This is a genomic window from Blastopirellula sp. SH421 (assembly GCF_057808535.1).
In genome coordinates, this window is record NZ_CM173712.1 from 6725078 (window position 1) to 6741188 (window position 16111).

At 55.3% G+C, this 16111-nt stretch carries 18 protein-coding genes; 12 read left to right on the forward strand and 6 right to left on the reverse strand.

The window, feature by feature from the left end; translation table 11 throughout:
- Positions 1-90 precede the first annotated feature (90 nt).
- The 10 genes from arsC (at position 91) to SH421x_RS27275 (ending at position 7950) form a co-directional block, all read left to right on the forward strand.
- Positions 91-435, forward strand: a complete 345-nt coding sequence (arsC, locus tag SH421x_RS27230; RefSeq protein ID WP_488853195.1) for an arsenate reductase (glutaredoxin) — start codon at positions 91-93, stop codon at positions 433-435.
- Between the two features lie 177 nt (positions 436-612).
- Entirely contained in the window at positions 613-1527 is a 915-nt protein-coding gene (locus SH421x_RS27235) for a PSP1 domain-containing protein (RefSeq protein WP_488853197.1), read from the forward strand.
- Positions 1528-1583: 56 nt separating this feature from the next.
- Positions 1584-2099 carry a Minf_1886 family protein gene (locus SH421x_RS27240; RefSeq protein WP_488853199.1) on the forward strand — a complete coding sequence of 172 codons (516 nt, stop codon included), beginning with the start codon at positions 1584-1586 and terminating at the stop codon, positions 2097-2099.
- The gene (locus tag SH421x_RS27245) at positions 2096-2260 is read left to right on the forward strand and encodes a hypothetical protein (RefSeq protein WP_488853201.1); all 165 of its coding nucleotides are present in this window, start codon (positions 2096-2098) and stop codon (positions 2258-2260) included. Before SH421x_RS27240 ends, SH421x_RS27245 begins: the two co-directional genes overlap by 4 nt.
- A gap of 775 nt (positions 2261-3035) precedes the next feature.
- Positions 3036-3323: a co-chaperone GroES gene (locus tag SH421x_RS27250; RefSeq protein ID WP_488853203.1), complete on the forward strand. Its 288-nt coding sequence runs from the start codon at positions 3036-3038 to the stop codon at positions 3321-3323.
- A gap of 168 nt (positions 3324-3491) precedes the next feature.
- On the forward strand, positions 3492-4616 hold the full coding sequence (locus SH421x_RS27255) for a prenyltransferase/squalene oxidase repeat-containing protein (RefSeq protein WP_488853205.1): 1125 nt from the start codon (positions 3492-3494) through the stop codon (positions 4614-4616).
- Between the two features lie 131 nt (positions 4617-4747).
- Positions 4748-5461, forward strand: a complete 714-nt coding sequence (locus SH421x_RS27260) for a TNT domain-containing protein (protein WP_488853207.1) — start codon at positions 4748-4750, stop codon at positions 5459-5461.
- A 134-nt stretch (positions 5462-5595) separates the two neighbouring features.
- Complete coding sequence (locus SH421x_RS27265) at positions 5596-6576, forward strand: PstS family phosphate ABC transporter substrate-binding protein (protein ID WP_488853209.1); 981 nt, start codon at positions 5596-5598, stop codon at positions 6574-6576.
- A gap of 82 nt (positions 6577-6658) precedes the next feature.
- The gene (locus tag SH421x_RS27270) at positions 6659-7051 is read left to right on the forward strand and encodes a hypothetical protein (protein ID WP_488853211.1); all 393 of its coding nucleotides are present in this window, start codon (positions 6659-6661) and stop codon (positions 7049-7051) included.
- A 98-nt stretch (positions 7052-7149) separates the two neighbouring features.
- Positions 7150-7950 (forward strand): heme-binding protein, encoded by an 801-nt coding sequence (locus tag SH421x_RS27275; protein ID WP_488853213.1) that lies wholly within the window; start codon positions 7150-7152, stop codon positions 7948-7950.
- 19 nt (positions 7951-7969) lie between these two features.
- Here the strand turns inward: SH421x_RS27275 and SH421x_RS27280 are convergent, their stop codons facing one another.
- From SH421x_RS27280 to SH421x_RS27305, 6 genes are all read right to left on the reverse strand, one after another.
- Complete coding sequence (locus SH421x_RS27280) at positions 7970-9742, reverse strand: SLC13 family permease (RefSeq protein ID WP_488853215.1); 1773 nt, start codon at positions 9740-9742, stop codon at positions 7970-7972.
- Positions 9743-10164: 422 nt separating this feature from the next.
- On the reverse strand, positions 10165-10908 hold the full coding sequence (locus SH421x_RS27285; RefSeq protein ID WP_488853217.1) for a hypothetical protein: 744 nt from the start codon (positions 10906-10908) through the stop codon (positions 10165-10167).
- Between the two features lie 113 nt (positions 10909-11021).
- The gene (locus tag SH421x_RS27290; protein ID WP_488853219.1) at positions 11022-11777 is read right to left on the reverse strand and encodes a metallophosphoesterase family protein; all 756 of its coding nucleotides are present in this window, start codon (positions 11775-11777) and stop codon (positions 11022-11024) included.
- A 210-nt stretch (positions 11778-11987) separates the two neighbouring features.
- Complete coding sequence (locus SH421x_RS27295; protein ID WP_488853221.1) at positions 11988-12395, reverse strand: hypothetical protein; 408 nt, start codon at positions 12393-12395, stop codon at positions 11988-11990.
- A 13-nt stretch (positions 12396-12408) separates the two neighbouring features.
- Positions 12409-12984, reverse strand: coding sequence for an SMC-Scp complex subunit ScpB (gene scpB / locus SH421x_RS27300; RefSeq protein ID WP_488853223.1), 576 nt, complete (start codon positions 12982-12984; stop codon positions 12409-12411).
- Positions 12985-13197: 213 nt separating this feature from the next.
- Positions 13198-13800, reverse strand: coding sequence for a hypothetical protein (locus tag SH421x_RS27305; protein ID WP_488853225.1), 603 nt, complete (start codon positions 13798-13800; stop codon positions 13198-13200).
- A 184-nt stretch (positions 13801-13984) separates the two neighbouring features.
- On the opposite strand from SH421x_RS27305, the gene SH421x_RS27310 reads away from it, so the two are divergent.
- The gene (locus SH421x_RS27310) at positions 13985-14824 is read left to right on the forward strand and encodes a hypothetical protein (protein ID WP_488853227.1); all 840 of its coding nucleotides are present in this window, start codon (positions 13985-13987) and stop codon (positions 14822-14824) included.
- The gene (locus SH421x_RS27315; protein ID WP_488853229.1) at positions 14821-15972 is read left to right on the forward strand and encodes a cysteine desulfurase family protein; all 1152 of its coding nucleotides are present in this window, start codon (positions 14821-14823) and stop codon (positions 15970-15972) included. Before SH421x_RS27310 ends, SH421x_RS27315 begins: the two co-directional genes overlap by 4 nt.
- Positions 15973-16111 lie beyond the last annotated feature (139 nt).

The following is a 16111-nucleotide window of genomic DNA, read 5'->3' on the forward strand; positions in this document are numbered from 1 at the left end:
TGTCAACGAACCCGACTTTCCCGGCTACCTCTCTTGAAGCGGCTTTTGACCCGCTTTTCCGCGTCTGCGGCATACTTATTAGGATGCACCATGGCTGCTCAGGTTACGATCTATCACAATCCCCGCTGCCAAAAGAGCCGCGAAACGCTGCAACTATTGCGCTCGCATGGGGTTGAGCCGCAAATCGTCGAATATTTGAAAACTCCACCCGACGAACAGACGCTAGCGAAGTTAGCCAAACAGTTAGGGGGGGAAGCCAGCGATCTGATCCGGCAGAAAGATTGGAGAAAACTCGGATTGCCGCAACCAGCGGATCCTCGGCAGATCTTCCAGGCATTGGCGGAACATCCCGAGCTGATCGAGCGTCCGATCGTTATCTGCGGCGGAAAGGCCCGACTTGGCCGCCCCCCAGAGAATGTGTTGGATTTGCTATAGTTTCCGCGGCGGTTTCTCTCGCCACAGTTCTCGCATTCCCCTGTCCGCTACGGCTATAGTAGACTTGTCGACCTGCGATTTGCTGGTCACACGGCTTTGCTTCCATCGATAAAAAAACCTGCAAGCTTCTGGTGACTTCCGTCCCGGCCGCTTGTTCATAAACCATAGAAACGACTCATGGCTGATTACGTAGTCCGTTACGGGTCGATGCGTCTCCTGGGCGTATTTTCGGCTCGAGCGAAGGACGAATTTCAACGCGAAGAGTCAGTGATCGTGCGCACCAAGCGTGGCCTAGAGCATGGCGTCGTCCTCTGTCTGGCGACCGATCCAGCGGTTGAAATGCTCCCTGATCCGACGCGCGGTCACATCCTTCGCGGCATGACCGCCGAAGACGAAAGCGAAATCACGCATCTGCAAAACAACATGTCGCGCGAGTTCGACTTGTGCCGCAAGTTTGTCGCCGACTTAAAACTAGAGATGCAGTTGGTCGATATCGAACATCTGTTCGGCGGAGAACGGATCGTGATTTATTACCTGGCCGAGAATCGCGTCGACTTTCGTGATTTGGTTAAACTGCTCGCGGCCGAGTTTCACACGCGGATCGAGATGCGGCAAATCGGCGTGCGGGACGAAGCGAAACTGTTGGCCGACTACGGCGACTGCGGCAAGCCAGTTTGTTGCAATACGCACTTGTCCGAGATGCCGCCGGTCTCGATGAAGATGGCCAAACTGCAAAAAGCGACCCTGGATCCAACCAAGATCAGCGGACGCTGCGGCCGGCTCAAATGTTGTCTTCGATACGAGTACGATACCTACGAAGAATTGCAGCGCGAGCTGCCGCCGATTGGATCCGAAGTGGTGACCCGTGATGGTCGCGGCAAAGTGATCAATCAAGAGATCCTGACCAGCCAAGTCCTGTTGCGAATGGAAGACAATCGGATGATTTTGGTACCGGCGGCGGACGTGTTGTCGGTCATCAAAGCCGCGCCGCCGCAAGCAAAAAAACGCCGAAAACCAGACCGCAGCGAAAATTCGCCGCCCAGCAGCAGCGGTGAGCCCCCTGAGGCCGATGATGCTGCTGCGTCCGAGTAAGTTCGCTACAAGCCTTCCCAGTCCTTGCCTAACATTTCGCCCCACTAACATACGACATGACAGACGAAACCTATTCCGACTTTATGCGGATGCTGAAAGAGGATCCGCGATTTAAGCTGGAAGCGTACCAGTTTGTACGCGAAGCCTTGTCGTTTGGCCAAAATCTCTTCGAGCTCGAAGAGGACGGCGATGACGATGATCTCGACCTCGACGAAGAAATGATTCTGGAAGACGATGAGTTCGACGAAGAGGAGGAGGACGACGATGACAATGATGACGACGATATCGAGTGGAGCGAACCAGAACATCACCTGACCGGGCAGATGCTATGCGAAGCGATTCGTAACTTCGCCCTGCAGCAATATGGCCTAATGGCCAAGACGGTGCTCAACAGTTGGGGCATCGAAACCACAGGGCACTTCGGCGATATCGTCTATAATCTGATCGAAATCGGCATGATGAAAAAATCGCCGCAAGATCGCCGCGAAGACTTTGATGATGTCTATGATTTTGACGCCGCGTTTGTCCGAGATTTTCGGATCGAAGTTTCTGAGGAATCCTCGCAGCGATGAAAAAATCGAAGTCCAAGTCGAAAACAACTCCAGAACTTTCGCCTTACATGCTGCCGATCTCCAATCCGCCGATCAAACGCCCGCTCGCGCTGCGCTGGATGTTGGTGATCTTCGCCGCATGGCTCATCTTTTTGGTGATGATGGCCTCGGAGCGGCTCTAAACGCGCTAGCGGCGCCTGACGATCGGCGCAAAAAGAAGCCGCCTTCGAACGCACAGGCTCGCACGTTCCAAGGCGGCATCCGATACAGCCGGCGATGCAAACAGCAGGGGACAACGCCTGCGGGGATGTTCGCAAAAAGCGCTCGCTTGATATCGACGCTCTGGAGATCTGCTCTTTTAAGAGGACCTCTTTCGAGCGCGAACTAGCCGAGATTCGCCACAATTATCGTGCAAGGGAACATCTGGTAGCGGCTAAAGCGCCGCATCTAGACGAATCGCGATCAATCAAGCGAGCAGAAAACCGACTGCTCGTGGTGGTACGACGTTTCTCCGTCGTCCCGACGGCAAACTTGCGCATCCCTTCGCGTCAACTAGCTTCTAGGGAGGATCGCTGTCAGCAGACATTGCTGTCCAATGGCGGACGAACCGGACGTGAGCCATTCTTTTGAGAGGGTTCTTGAACGTTGTGGCTGCTCTATCGTAGTTTCTAGAAACTACCGATTGGAGAGTCACGATCGCCAGAGTTGGTACTACCAGCAGTTTCAACCTATCGAAACCAAGCAGGTAGTTCAAGCAAAATCCGCGAGAATTGCACCAAACGAGGGATATTTCTCTCGACTTGATACGAGCCCGGTCGCATGCCAGAATCGTGGCTTGCCTCTTTTAACGCGCAAGCGCCTTGTTTGGCTGCGTAGATCTACGCATGTAGATCACTAAGAGACTCGCGAGAGAAGATCGATCGCGACTTTGCGCCTCGTATGGAGTTCAATCCAAAGATGAAGATCGTTCCCCTTGGTGATAACCTGGTGGTGAAACGTCTCGACGCCGAAGAGACAACCGCCGGCGGCATCGTGCTTCCCAGCTCCGCTCAAGAGAAACCCAAACAAGGACGCGTCCTGAGCGTTGGCGATGGGCGACTGTTGGTCGACGGCAAACGGGCGCCGCATGACGTCAAAGAAGGGGATCGCGTCCTGTTCTCGTCATGGGCCGGGACCGAGATCAAAGTCGGAGACCAAGACCTGTTGATCATGAGCGAAGCCGAGATTTTGGCCGTGCTCGAATAACCGCTACAACTAGAACTTGCTAGCCTCTGCGGTTAGCGGTCCTAGAATGGAAGCATCCCTTCAAATAATCGGGGTGGCAGGCCAGTAGAGTGCTGACGCCGATTTCCAGAGCGGTCAATTGTTGTGATCCGCTCTAAAGGTACTTTCATTCCAGAAGAGGAATTCTGCATGCTTGCTTTGTACACCCTCACAAGCCACCTTGGCCGAGGATTGGCGTTTGCTGCGCTAATCGCTTTTACCTCACCCTTGTTGGCCGCCGACGATCGCGCCGCTTATGACAAAGCGGTCACTTCAGCAGTTAACTTTTTGGCCGCGCAGCAAAACGAGGATGGCTCGTTTGGCCAAGCGGCGCCGATCGGCGTGACCGGACTTTGCGCCGCCGGAATTCTCGAACATGGCCGCACCGCCGATGATCCGGTTGTCAAAAAGGCCCTGACTTACCTTGAATCCAACATCAAAGAAGATGGTGGCATCTACGGCGAAGCAAGCACTCATAAAAACTATGAGACCTCGTTAGCCGTCCTCGCTTTCGCCGCCGGAAACAAAGATGGCCGTTACGACAAGCTGCTCGCCGGCGCCGATAAGTTTCTCAAAGGAATCCAATGGGACGCCAGCGAAGAGAAAGAAGAATCGGATCCGTTCTACGGCGGCGCCGGTTACGGTGGTCACAAACGTCCTGACCTTTCGAACACCGCGTTCATGATGGAAGCGCTCAAAGCGACCGGAAACGGCCCGGATGATGAAGCGATGAAGAAGGCGCTGATCTTCGTCTCGCGTTGTCAAAACCTCGAGTCAGAGCACAACACCTCGGAGTTCCCAGCCAAAAACCCGGACGGCGGTTTTTACTACACCATCGCCGCCGGCGGCAGCAGCCAAGCTGGCGAAACCCCCAACGGCGGACTGCGGAGTTATGCGTCGATGACCTATGCCGGTCTGAAGAGCATGATTTATGCGGGGCTCGACAAAGATGACGAGCGCGTCAAAGCGGCCGTCACCTGGTTAGGCAAGCACTACACGCTGGACGAAAACCCCGGCATGGGCCAACAAGGTTTGTTTTACTACTACGTCACCTACGCCAAGGCGCTGGACGCATTTGGCGAAGAAGAGTTTGTCACCGCCGACGGAACCAAGCATGCGTGGCGCACTGAACTGCGTAACGAACTTCTCGGCCGTCAACAATCCGATGGCAGCTGGGTCAACGAAACGACCCGCTGGATGGAAGGGGACCCGCTGCTAGTGACCGGCTATTCGCTGCTGGCGCTAAAGCACGCTGCGCCCCAAGCAGCCAAGTAAGCCGCTGCTTCACGTCAAAAACCCTCAAGCATGCCAGGCGATCCTGGCATGCTTTTTTGTGCGCTTCGCTCTGATCCATTCGCTAAACTCATAAACTGTTTGCAGGCACAAAGCCCCAGAGAACAGAAGCGATGCCTCCTATACTGCGAGCGACTCATCCTGTGATCCCAGAGCGATACATTTTCGCTTTCGCCTGTTGTCTGGCCGTGGCCGCTGGCTGTCAGCCGCCAACCGGTAGCTCTGCGAAACCCAATGTTGTAAAACCTTCGCCCGTCAACACGCAGTGGACCAATCCCAACGGCAGCATCCGCTGGCCTCCTGATGAAGGGTTTGCCGCGAAACCTCAAGAGGTGACGATTGCGATCGGCGTCAAGCTAGATCGTTATGGCTATCCAAGCGGCACGTTTGTTTCGCCGGTCGGAGTTCCCGCAGCCGATCTTTCGCTCGCGCCCGGCACGCTCGACAAGCCGCATTATGTTTACGAAGTGCTGAAATCACTGCCGGCGCTTGAAGGGAAAGCGGCGCCCTGGTTTGGTCAGCCCGGCGGCGGCGTGCAGTATGATCTGGTCAAGTCGGTCGAGCACTGGATCGACACCGGCTATTTAGAAGTCGCGAGTGAAACAATGAACCTGGAAGGCTTGGCGAAAAAATTAGCCGAAAGCGGCGTTGCGGCCGATATGTTTTCACTCGCCGGCGGTCTCCCCAACGAAGCGCATTGCATCGAACAATGGGCCGACGGCAAGTGGCGCACCTACTACAGCGAGCGCGGTCGACGGACCGGGATCAAGACGTTTGATACCGAAGAAGCCGCGTGTGAAAATCTGTATCGCACGGTGGTTAAGTGACGGATTGAGCCACGAGACAGGCTGATTTCACAATCGCGCTATTCATCGAATCTTCATCGACCTCTGTCATACTCTACCCGTCCGCCGCCCAGGCGTAACGAAGATTGATTCCGACATTCTGAAGGTTCGCATTGATGAATCGCTATTCGATCGTATTGTTGGCCGCACTGCTGCTTCTGACGGCGACGCAATTGAGCTTCGCCCAAGTGCAAGTCGACCCTAAGCTGCCGCAGTACAAGCCCGCGCAAGGCATCGCCGGCACGCTCAGCAGCAAGGGTTCGGACACGATGAACAATCTGATGTCCAACTGGGCGGACCAATTTGATGACATTTATCCTAATGTCAAAGTCGAGGTCGAAGGGAAAGGTTCGTCGACGGCGCCGGATGCATTGACCAAGGGCAGCGCACTTTTCGGCGCGATGAGTCGTCCCATGAAGAAGTCCGAGACTGACGCCTTTGAAAAACGCCATGGCTATAAACCGATCCCGTTGGGAACATCGATCGATATGCTGGCGGTGTTTGTTCACAACAATAATCCCCTCCAAGGGCTCAACTTTGCGCAGCTCGACGGGATCTTTTCGAGCACGCGAAAAGGTGGCGCCGCCAACATCACCACTTGGGGACAACTTGGTCTAGGAGGAAACCTGGCCGGCGAACGAATCGGTCTCTACGGCCGCAACGCTGCTTCAGGCACCTATGGTTACTTCAAAGAAAACGCCCTCTTTGAAGGCGATTTTCGCGACACCGTGCAAGAACAACCCGGCAGCGCGGCCGTCGTTCAATCGGTCGCTAGTGATATCGCCGGCATCGGATACAGCGGAATCGGCGTAAAGGTAAACGGCGTGCGGGTCGTTCCGATAGCGAAAGAGGGAAACAAATTTGTCGCGCCCACGCTCGAAAACGTCAACCGCTATCCGCTGTCGCGTTACCTGCTGCTTTGCGTCAACTACAACCAAGCCCAACAGCCGCTCACTCCGCTGCAAAAGGAGTTCATCAAGTTTGTCTACAGTCAGCAGGGGCAAGCCGAAGTGATCAAGGACGGCTACCTTCCGTTGAGCGCCGTACAAGCAGAAAAGCAGCTGAGTTTTGTGGGGCTTAGCTTTAAGGACTATTGAGCGAAGCGGCGGCGAGTTTCTCTCTTGGAGCATTTCCCTAAGCGGCGTTATCCTGGTGGCGTCCACTCACCAGGAGAAACCAATGCGTACTCTCTTATCCCTTTGTCTGTTGCTAGCAATGTTTGGAAACGCCGCGGCTGATCCAAACGTGAAAGCCTGGTCCGACCTGCATCAAATCTGGACGGGATCAGCAGAGTGGCGAGTCCAATTATTGGTGGACCGCTATGGTGTTCCCAGGAAGGAAAGCGAGCCGCTTGCTAGTGCCATCGTGCCGCTTCGCCAGCCGATGGATTTACGACTGGTGACCCCACGCGGGGTAATCCTGGAGGAAGAAGAAGAGAAACTGGGACTGGGGACTCCACGCCGGCCGCGACCGATTCCACAGCAGCGGCTCAACCTAGGCGGGGTGACTCCGCGGATTATTATTCAACCGGAGGAGGAAGAATTCCTGGGGTTAGGCGATTTGGGGGATTAACGCCGGCCCGCTAACTCGCGAGATAATTCCGTCGCAAAGTGGTCAATTCTCTGTGGAGCGTAACAATAGCCTTGTAGACGTCTCTTTGGAGAATATCGATGGTTATTGCTTCTCTCATGGCAGCGATCCTCAGTGTGATCGCCCCCGACGGCGCTAAATTTGACACCCCCAGGGGTACGTCTGCCGATGTCGTCAAACTGCTGGAAGAATCGCTCGCGAAAAAGGTGGAAACGCCGGATCGCGTCGCCCAACTGAAAGACGCTATTTCGGCGACCTTAGAAATCTTGCCGCCGGAGAGCCCGATCGCCGAGCGTTTAGCTGCTGTTTCCAGCGGCGACGCTTCGCAGGCCGAGATGGAAAAAGAGGTAGAAGAGGCGATCGCGACACTTCGTTTTATTCCCAAAAAAGAAGCCGATCTGCCGGCTGGATTTCCGCCGTATACGCCGGTCGGCATGATTGAAACCAAATCGTATCCCGCCTACCGCCAAGCCAAAGCCAATGCTTTCTGGACGCTGTTTGGACACATCACCAGCAACAAGATCGAGATGACCGCGCCGGTCGAAATGCATTTCTCGGAAGCGTCCGAGGGGGACTACCGCCAGAAGTCGATGTCGTTTTTGTATGGCTCGCCTGACATTGGTTCGGTCGGAAAAAAAGGAGCGGTCGAAGTAATCGATGCTCCTCCCACCAAAGTGGTCGCCATCGGCATCCGGGGAAGAATTAGCGATGACAAGATCGCCGAAGCAGATGCGCGGCTGCGCCGCTGGATCGCGAGACAAGATCAGTTCGCGGTCAGCGGAGACATCCGCGTTATGGGGTACAACAGCCCCATGATCGCCGCCTCGCGACAGTTTTTTGAGGTGCAATTGGAACTGAAAGAGCAGGCGATCAGCGACTAAACTCCGCTTTTCGCTTTTCTCAAAATGGCCAAATCCAAGGAATCAAAATCACCGCGATAATCCCCAGCAATAGATTAAGCGGCGCTCCGACTTTCAAAAAATCGCTGAATCGATAACCGCCGGGTCCATAGACCAACATGTTGGTTTGATAGCCGATCGGCGTCATAAAGCTGGCCGACGCCGCCAAGCAGAGCGCCATCAAAAAGGGTCGAGGGCTCACGTCGCTTAACTCTGCGATTTTCAAACAAACTGGAAACATCAGCACAGCGACGGCGTTATTGGTAATCAGTTCGGTCAAGATCGAGACCGTAATATACACTGCCGCCAGCGCGATGACCGGGCCAGCGCCGTCAGTCGCTGTGACTAGCAGTTCGGCGATCGCTAGCGCTGCGCCTGACTTCTCCATCGCGACGCCGATTCCAAATGCGGCGGCGATAGTGATCAGCACTTGCCATTCGATGCTGCGCCGCGCTTCGCCGGCCGAGATGCATCCGGCGTAAACCATCGCCGCGGCGACCAACGCAGCGGCAATATTTGTGGAGACCCAACCGGTCGTCATCACCACAATTAACGCGACAAACAGCGGCAAGGCGATCCAGGCTCGATGCCGACGCAAGGGTCTCCACTGCTGAACGTCGCTGACCAGATAAAACGCAGGGTCATTGCGATGCGCGCGGGCAAAGTGCGATGGAGTTTGCAAGAGCAACGTGTCGCCAGGCTGCAGGACAATGTCTCCCACTTTGCGTTCGATGCGGCGACCGGCTCGATGGACCGCAAGCACGGCGGCGCCATAAGCGGCTCGGATATCGGCGTCACGGATACTGCGACCGACCAAGGCTGAATTGGCCGAAACGACTACTTCGCACATTTGCCGCTTCGTCAGCTCGCGGTCTGGCAGATCGGCCGCTTTGTCGACCGGCGCCAGACCGGCGATCTGTTGCAATTGAACGACGCTAGAAACGACGCCGGTAAAAACCAGATGATCCCCGGCGCGCAGTCTTTCCTGGGGATCGACCGGTGAGACGATATCTCCGTTTCGATCGATTTCGATCAGAAACAGTCCCGGCAAATGACGCAGCCCAGCCGCTTCGATTGTTTTGCCAGCTAGACGACTTTCGGCCGGTACTTTCATTTCGACTAAGTACTCGCGGCGCGATTCGCCAAACTGCTCCATCGTCTCGATCCTCTCTGGCAACAACCGTCGCCCGACCGTTAGTAGGTAGAACACTCCCACCAGCGCGTATGGGAGGCCTACCATGCCGATTTCAAACAAGCCAATCCCCGGGATGCCGGCTTGGATCATCAGCCCATGGACGACCAAGTTGGTGGAAGTGCCGATCAGTGTGCAGGTACCCCCGAGGATCGCCAGAAACGAGAGCGGAATCAATAGCTTTGACGGAGCGACGCTACGGCGACGGCACCAATCGAGCGTGATCGGCAAAAACATCGCGACGATCGGCGTGTTGTTCAAAAAGGCCGATGCAGGGATGATGATCGCTGACAACCGGGCCAGCACTCCGCGTTCGGTCTGGGCGCCGTTTAATAGCCGTTGCCCCACGAAGTCGAGGACCCCAGTTTCGCGCAGGCCGGCGGCGACCACAAATAAAAACGCGACCGTCAGCATCCCGGGGTTGGAGAATCCGTCAAACACGTCGGCCGGCGTAATAATACGGGCCAGACCCAACAACGCCGCCGCGGTCAAAAACGCCAAATCAGGCGGGGACCAGTTTTTCACGATCGCGACAAACGCGACAAATACAACTCCCAGCGTAAACCAAGCGGCGGGTTCCACAGTCGGACCTCAAAGCAAAAGCGGACGGTCAAGAAACAAAGCAAGGCTGAGATTTTAGTCCCAGCCTACACGGAGCTCGCAGTTTTGGCTTCAGGCCTTAACAATGCGCAAGTACCGCCCAGACGGGGACCGCCGGCGGACAACAACAAAGGGTGAGTTGAACTGCACGTTTCATAGTGAGGTCTATCGGAGCGTCTAGCCAATAAAGATCGAGAAGTTCGCGCCAGACGTCAAGCTTTGCCAACCGGAAGGGGACAGCTAGCAGGGATGAGAGGTTCACCGATCAAGGAACGACAGGCCAATTAGGTGGCCCTAGACCAGTCTGTTCAAGACGGGTCCGAGTTGCTTTAGCGACAAAATGCCCACACCATTCGTGACGCACCGCCAAATATCAGGGCCAAGCTGCGACAACTTTCAATCGGTCAATTACTTTCTGCAATGTCCTTGATGGCCACCATTTTCAAACGCCCGAGCGGATTATGCATGGGGCTTTGGGAGTCAAAGTCGTCGCTGGTGATCGCGACAACCTGAAATCGGGGTCCCTCTTCGTCGACGATCAGATGGCCGACTTCGATCGGTTTACTGCCGCCGCAGACGTAACGCATGATTTCGATGATGGCCTCTCCTTGCTCTTCGATATCCGCAGCCCCCATAAGCAAATCGGGAAATCCCATGGTCTGCATTCCCAAGGTATAGGTTGTCCCCTGGCCGCGAATGATCGAAACAAAGGCAAAACTAATTGCATCAGGGCCGCCATCCTCGGTCATTTCGAGCCAATTGCTCCCTCCATGCGCCAGCGCGCTGTTGTCCACAAACACGCCGGCGCCACCGGCTTGCACAATGGCCGCAGCGGCTTGCATCATCACCTGGGCTGCGGCTAACGAACCGCCGGGGCCACTCAAACCGATGTTGACCGAGTATCGAGAAATCGTCGCTTGCTCTTCGCTGGACGGAGCTTGGCGACACGAGGATTGAAAGATCGAAGCAAACTGGTCGTCCGCCGGCATCGGAAAGAATTCAATCTCGGTTTGGTCGGGCATCGTCAACGCTTCTGGAGTCAGCCGGTATCCAGCCGGCAAGCGCTGCATCAGTTCACCAGGATCGGCCCATGCCCCGGGGATACGCAATGTGATTGTGGTAGAGAGATCGCCGGTCGCTTTTGTCATTGGTGGGCCCCAAGTCCTAGTTTGTCGCGCAGTTGGAGTTGTCGCGATTTCTTCGCTCGCAATCGTAACATCCAGGGAGGGGGATCGCCACTTTTATACTCTCTCGACTTGGTTTAATGGCCATATCGAAGACGATCGCCGTTGAAATTACCACTGCCGCGAACTAGAAGCTTTTGGATTGTCCGTTCAAAGTCATAGCTGACTCGGCGTAAATAGATCGTCTTTCCATCAAGCAACGCAAACGAAGCTCGCGGATCTCCGTCGCGCGGTTGGCCGACAGAACCGACATTGCAAATCTTCGCCGGTTGAAGGCGAACGCCAGTTTCAGCAGCACTGTTTCCCTCGAGGTATTCCCATTCGCCAGCCGGATTACGAAAGTGAATTCCCGGAATGTGCGTATGCCCATTGATGAAGGAGCTCCCCGCAGCAGCGCTAATGCGATCCAGCTTTTGCGGGTTGTAGACATCTTCCGGAAAGATGAAATCATGACAATCACCGGGAACGGCATGTACGAGCAACCAATCATTGACACGCTGCGAATCGACCAAAGATCGGATCCAGGAGAGCAATTCTGCGCCGTCGCTCGCTTGATCAAAACAGTTGCGAGTTGCGAGTAGTTCTTTCAGGAGCATCGGCGAGCACTGCCGCTCGTAGTGATCCTGATCCAACTCCAAGAGTCGTTTCTCCCAATCACCTGCGATTACCCCATCGAACTGCCGAACCAGCCGCACGCACTCAACCGAATCGGGCCCATAACCAACCAGATCGCCTAGACAAATAAATCGGGCGGCGCCTTCGTCCTTGGCCGCCGCCAAGACTGCTTCGAGCGCTTCGAGATTGCCGTGAATGTCACTGAGGATCGCGATCATGAGAAAGAATGTCCAACTGTGAGTTTTGGCGTTATCTATTCTAGTCGCAACTGACCTAGCGCCCCCTGGGTAAGTAGGTTGATGATGTGGTCCTGACTTGACGATCACGCTATCCACGAAAAACGGCCTCAGCGATTTCGCTCAGGCCGTTAATTTGTTTCTGATTGTCAGCAAGCGGACAGGAGAGTCCAGAGCAGCGATTAAGCGGGGTTACTCTTCACTGTCGTCCCACTCTTCGGCATCCTCTTCGTCGTCCTCGTCTTCAAACTCTTCTTCGTCTTCTTCGTACTCGTACTCTTCGTCGTCCTCTTCGTCCTCGTCATCTTCTTCTTCGTCGTCTTCGACTTCTTCCCACTCGGTCTCTTCGTCGTCGTCTTCAAACTCCTCGTCGTCTTCCTCTTCGTCGTCTTCTACTTCTTCATATTCTTCATCGTCCTCTTCTTCTTCCCACTCTTCATCCTCTTCGTCTTCATATTCATCGTCGTCTTCTACTTCTTCATCATCATCCAGATCGTCTTCTTCGTCTTCGATCGGCGCTTGGGCAAGCGGGTACGCCAGAGTCAACGACAAGTCGTCTTCCGCGGTGCGAGAAACTTGTGGAAAAAGCGTGATCGACACGTTAAGCTCCTTTTCACTCCGCACGGCCACCGGCCGTCGATTCAGTAGTGGGTGTTTTAAGTTCGTTGGTATTGCTATCCCCAATCGGACGACGAAAGTCGTCCGCTCGAGGTAAATCGTCTAAATTCCGTAACCCAAACATACGCAGGAATGAGCGAGTTGTGGAGTACAGGTAAGGTCGCCCCAGCTCATCGCTTCGCCCGCTGATTTTCACCAAGTCGCGATCCATCAACTGACGCAGCATTTCTCCGCAATTTACGCCACGGATCGCTTCGACGTCTGCTCGTAAAACAGGCTGTCGATAGGCGACGACCGCTAGCGTTTCCATTGCGGGGGAGCTAAGCCCAGCCGCAACCGGTTGATTTCCTAATCGGCGAATCCAATCCGCGAACTTGGGTCGCGTCATCAACTGAAAACCGCCGGCCGACTGCTCTACGCGAAAGGCGCGATGCGCTGCGTCGTAAAGCCGATTTAGGAAACGAATTAGTGTACGAGCTTCGGTTCCGTCCGCCAAGTTGGCCAACTGGGCCAATTTGCGGCTCGAAAGGGGTTCACGCGCCAAAAACAAAATTGCTTCCAATCGCTGCATCCGCGAATCACGAAATTTGCTTTCCGATCGCTTTGCAGGTCCGGTCCGGCGTTTTATTCGGCTCGCAGGGGGACGGGACTTGCGGATTTTCGGCGGCCAAGCCGAAGTTACGCCGCCCACAAGTCGACGCCGATGCGTCCGTTGTCGAAGGTGAGTAGGCATTGCAGGGTTTATTGGCCAAACCGAGAGACAGACAAACGATTGGTCGCTATTTTAGCGAGATTGCGATTCACCGCGAGTTTTCAGCTCTTTGCGCCAGTTACGGAGCAACTCAAGCGTCTTTTGCATCGCGTCGATCGGATGCTGGGCGGTCGCTTCAAATCGTTTTGACTCTTCCCGCCCCGCCATCCGCACTTTCGCCAAACAGTGAAAGCGATAAACCCGCGGATTTTCTCCCCAGGCTTCTAGTCGATAGTAGGAAGCTCCCATTTGCTGCAATTGCTGCTCTATTTCGCTGGAGCGCTGTGATAAAATGCCATCCAGGGCCATCCCCAAGGTGGGACCATTCTCGTCAAAGACCGGAATGATTCCTTCCGAGCCGCGGGGAAGGCCCGATTCGGCAAAGGGATCTTCCACCAACGGAAATGCACGATCCGTATTGACCGGCGATTCATGCAAAACCTGACGAACTTGCGGCTTAGGAACCAGCTTTTCAGATGTACCAGCGTCCCCCCCGTCTTTGGCTGTCGCTTCCTGAAATGCAGCCACGACGTTCCGTAAACCAGCCGGCGCGATCGCCGCGGTAGGGAGAAAAATCAAAAACGCCAACATCACCAAGGATCGGATAGTGACGGACGATGAAGACTCGTGACTCACAGAATTCCTATTCTCTACAATTTCTAATCGCAACGCAGAATCTTAGGTGGATGCTTGAGTTGCGAGAATACGTTTTTCTTCCTTCAACGCCGTTTTTTTTCGATTCCTGCTTCCTCATCGAGTCGCTTCCCGCCGCTAGCGGCCCGACTACCCCCTTATTTCGCGAACCCTAGAGCCTGCACCGATGGCGAATTCTCCGAGTTTCCCCCGCAAGCCGGCGGCTGGCGCTGGTCGCACCTGGCCGATCATGATTCCGCTAATCGTTTTCGGCGTCATCCTCTCGTTCATCTTGCTGGTCACTTGTTCCGGCGGATTCATGCTGGCCACCGGCACCCAGTTCCATCCCGATGGGTTTCGGATTCGCCGGTTTACCGCTTTCCGCGTGCCGATCGTTGGCATCCAGGCAGGTCGAACTAGCTATACCGACGAAACCCCAAAATTGTCGAAATATCTCGTTGATCAGGGTTGGATCAGCAAAGCGCCGCTGCAATCGCCGGAAGACGAGTGGGATCTGATCGAGCTCAACAGCGATTGGAACGGAATGCCTGCAAATTTGACCGATTATCTGCAAGAAGAGCAGGGGCGGGTCAAATTATACGACTGGAGCAAACAAAATCCGTTGCTGGCCGGCATCTTGTGGAGTGAAGTCGAGCAGGTCGCCAAGCTGCAGCTTTACTGGATGGCGCCGCCCATGATAGAGAATATGGTCGATTTTTCCCGGACCAGACCGATCGACAAATCTTTCACCGCCAGCGATCGCGCCCTCATGGCCAAGCTCAATCTGACCGCCTATTTGCTGGCTACTTATCAAACAACGGCAGATGGCGCCCAAGCAGCCGGCGAGTCGCAACTTGCCGCCGCTTGCCAGCAACAGATCAAGCGACTAAACAGCGCGGGAATCACTATCCCCCCAAAGAGCAGCGTGCCAGAAAAATTAGATGAGCCAAAGTCAAAGTCCCAGGGAACTAAACCAACGGATCGCGCCGCAACCACCGGGGACGAATCCGAGGAATCGAGCAATTGACCAGCCAGCAGCCGATTTATCTCGATAATAACGCGACCACCCGACTTGCGCCCGAGGTTGCTCAGCTACTCGCCGACGCTTGCTCACAAGGTTACGTCAACCCTTCAAGCCAGCATGCGTTGGGCCGACGTTCGCGCGCCGTACTGGAACGGGCCAAAGAGCAAATCCTGGCCGATTTAGGGGCGAAAACCGCCGGTTTTACCAGTGACGAGTTTCTGCTGACCAGCGGCGGCACCGAGTCGAACAACCTGGCAATTTTTGGGTTGGTGAAGCCCCAGCCTGGTCGAGTCATCGTCTCCTCGATCGAGCATCCCAGCGTCTCAGCGGCCGCTGATCTGCTCCGGATTCGTGGTTACGACGTCCAAAGCATCGCCGCCTTGCAGTCGGGCGTCGTCGATCTTGATCATTTCCGCAAACTGCTCACGCCCGAGACGCAGCTAGTCAGCGTGATGCTGGCGAACAACGAAACCGGCGTACTGCAGCCGGTGCTCGAAATCGCCGCAATTTGCCGTGAAATGGGGGTAAAAGTCCATACCGACGCCGTCCAGGCAGTCGGCAAGATTCCGGTCCGCTTTCGTGATCTAGGCGTCGATGCGATGACAATTACTGCCCACAAATTGCATGGTCCCCGAGGGGTCGGCGGCTTGATCTTACGGCATGGCGTGCAACTTTCCCCCCAACTGCACGGGGGAGGACAGCAGCTGGCCAAGCGACCTGGGACCGAGCCTGTAGAACTGGGGATTGCGATGGCCAAAGCGGTGCAAATCTCGCTGGAAGCCGCGCCGCAGTACGCCGCATTGGCCAAATTTCGAAGCCAAATCGAAGCCGAACTACAGACCATCGACCCTACCTGCCGGCTCCACGGGGTCGAATCCGAGCGACTTCCGCACACGATCAGCGTCTCGTTTCCGGGGATTGATCGCCAGGCGCTGGTGATGGCGCTCGACCTGTCAGGCGTCTGCATTTCGACCGGCTCGGCCTGTGCGAGCGGTTCGAGCGAGCGTTCCCCCGTGCTGATCGCGATGGGACTAGAAAACGAGCAAATTGAAAGTGCAGTCCGAATAAGTTTGGGTCGCGACACGGTCCGTGAGGAAGTGCCGGAAGCGCTGCGTCGTATCTCTAAGTGTATCAATGATTTGCGTCGATAGAATTCGGACGATTGCACGCCGCTGAAGGCTATTCACCCCGCCGCAAATCCGCTATAATCCGGGCTTAGAAAAAAGCTCATCGCAAGCCCTACTGCGCTAGATTTCTGGGGCAGTTCTTTTGGCCGTCAACGGAGTCTCG

Coding starts and splice junctions, on each gene's coding strand:
- arsC (WP_488853195.1), top strand. CDS start 91: ATGGCTGCTCAGGTTACGATCTATCACAATCCCCGCTGCCAAAAGAGC.
- SH421x_RS27235 (WP_488853197.1), top strand. CDS start 613: ATGGCTGATTACGTAGTCCGTTACGGGTCGATGCGTCTCCTGGGCGTA.
- SH421x_RS27240 (WP_488853199.1), top strand. CDS start 1,584: ATGACAGACGAAACCTATTCCGACTTTATGCGGATGCTGAAAGAGGAT.
- SH421x_RS27245 (WP_488853201.1), top strand. CDS start 2,096: ATGAAAAAATCGAAGTCCAAGTCGAAAACAACTCCAGAACTTTCGCCT.
- SH421x_RS27250 (WP_488853203.1), top strand. CDS start 3,036: ATGAAGATCGTTCCCCTTGGTGATAACCTGGTGGTGAAACGTCTCGAC.
- SH421x_RS27255 (WP_488853205.1), top strand. CDS start 3,492: ATGCTTGCTTTGTACACCCTCACAAGCCACCTTGGCCGAGGATTGGCG.
- SH421x_RS27260 (WP_488853207.1), top strand. CDS start 4,748: ATGCCTCCTATACTGCGAGCGACTCATCCTGTGATCCCAGAGCGATAC.
- SH421x_RS27265 (WP_488853209.1), top strand. CDS start 5,596: ATGAATCGCTATTCGATCGTATTGTTGGCCGCACTGCTGCTTCTGACG.
- SH421x_RS27270 (WP_488853211.1), top strand. CDS start 6,659: ATGCGTACTCTCTTATCCCTTTGTCTGTTGCTAGCAATGTTTGGAAAC.
- SH421x_RS27275 (WP_488853213.1), top strand. CDS start 7,150: ATGGTTATTGCTTCTCTCATGGCAGCGATCCTCAGTGTGATCGCCCCC.
- SH421x_RS27285 (WP_488853217.1), bottom strand. CDS start 10,908: ATGACAAAAGCGACCGGCGATCTCTCTACCACAATCACATTGCGTATC.
- SH421x_RS27290 (WP_488853219.1), bottom strand. CDS start 11,777: ATGATCGCGATCCTCAGTGACATTCACGGCAATCTCGAAGCGCTCGAA.
- scpB (WP_488853223.1), bottom strand. CDS start 12,984: ATGCAGCGATTGGAAGCAATTTTGTTTTTGGCGCGTGAACCCCTTTCG.
- SH421x_RS27310 (WP_488853227.1), top strand. CDS start 13,985: ATGGCGAATTCTCCGAGTTTCCCCCGCAAGCCGGCGGCTGGCGCTGGT.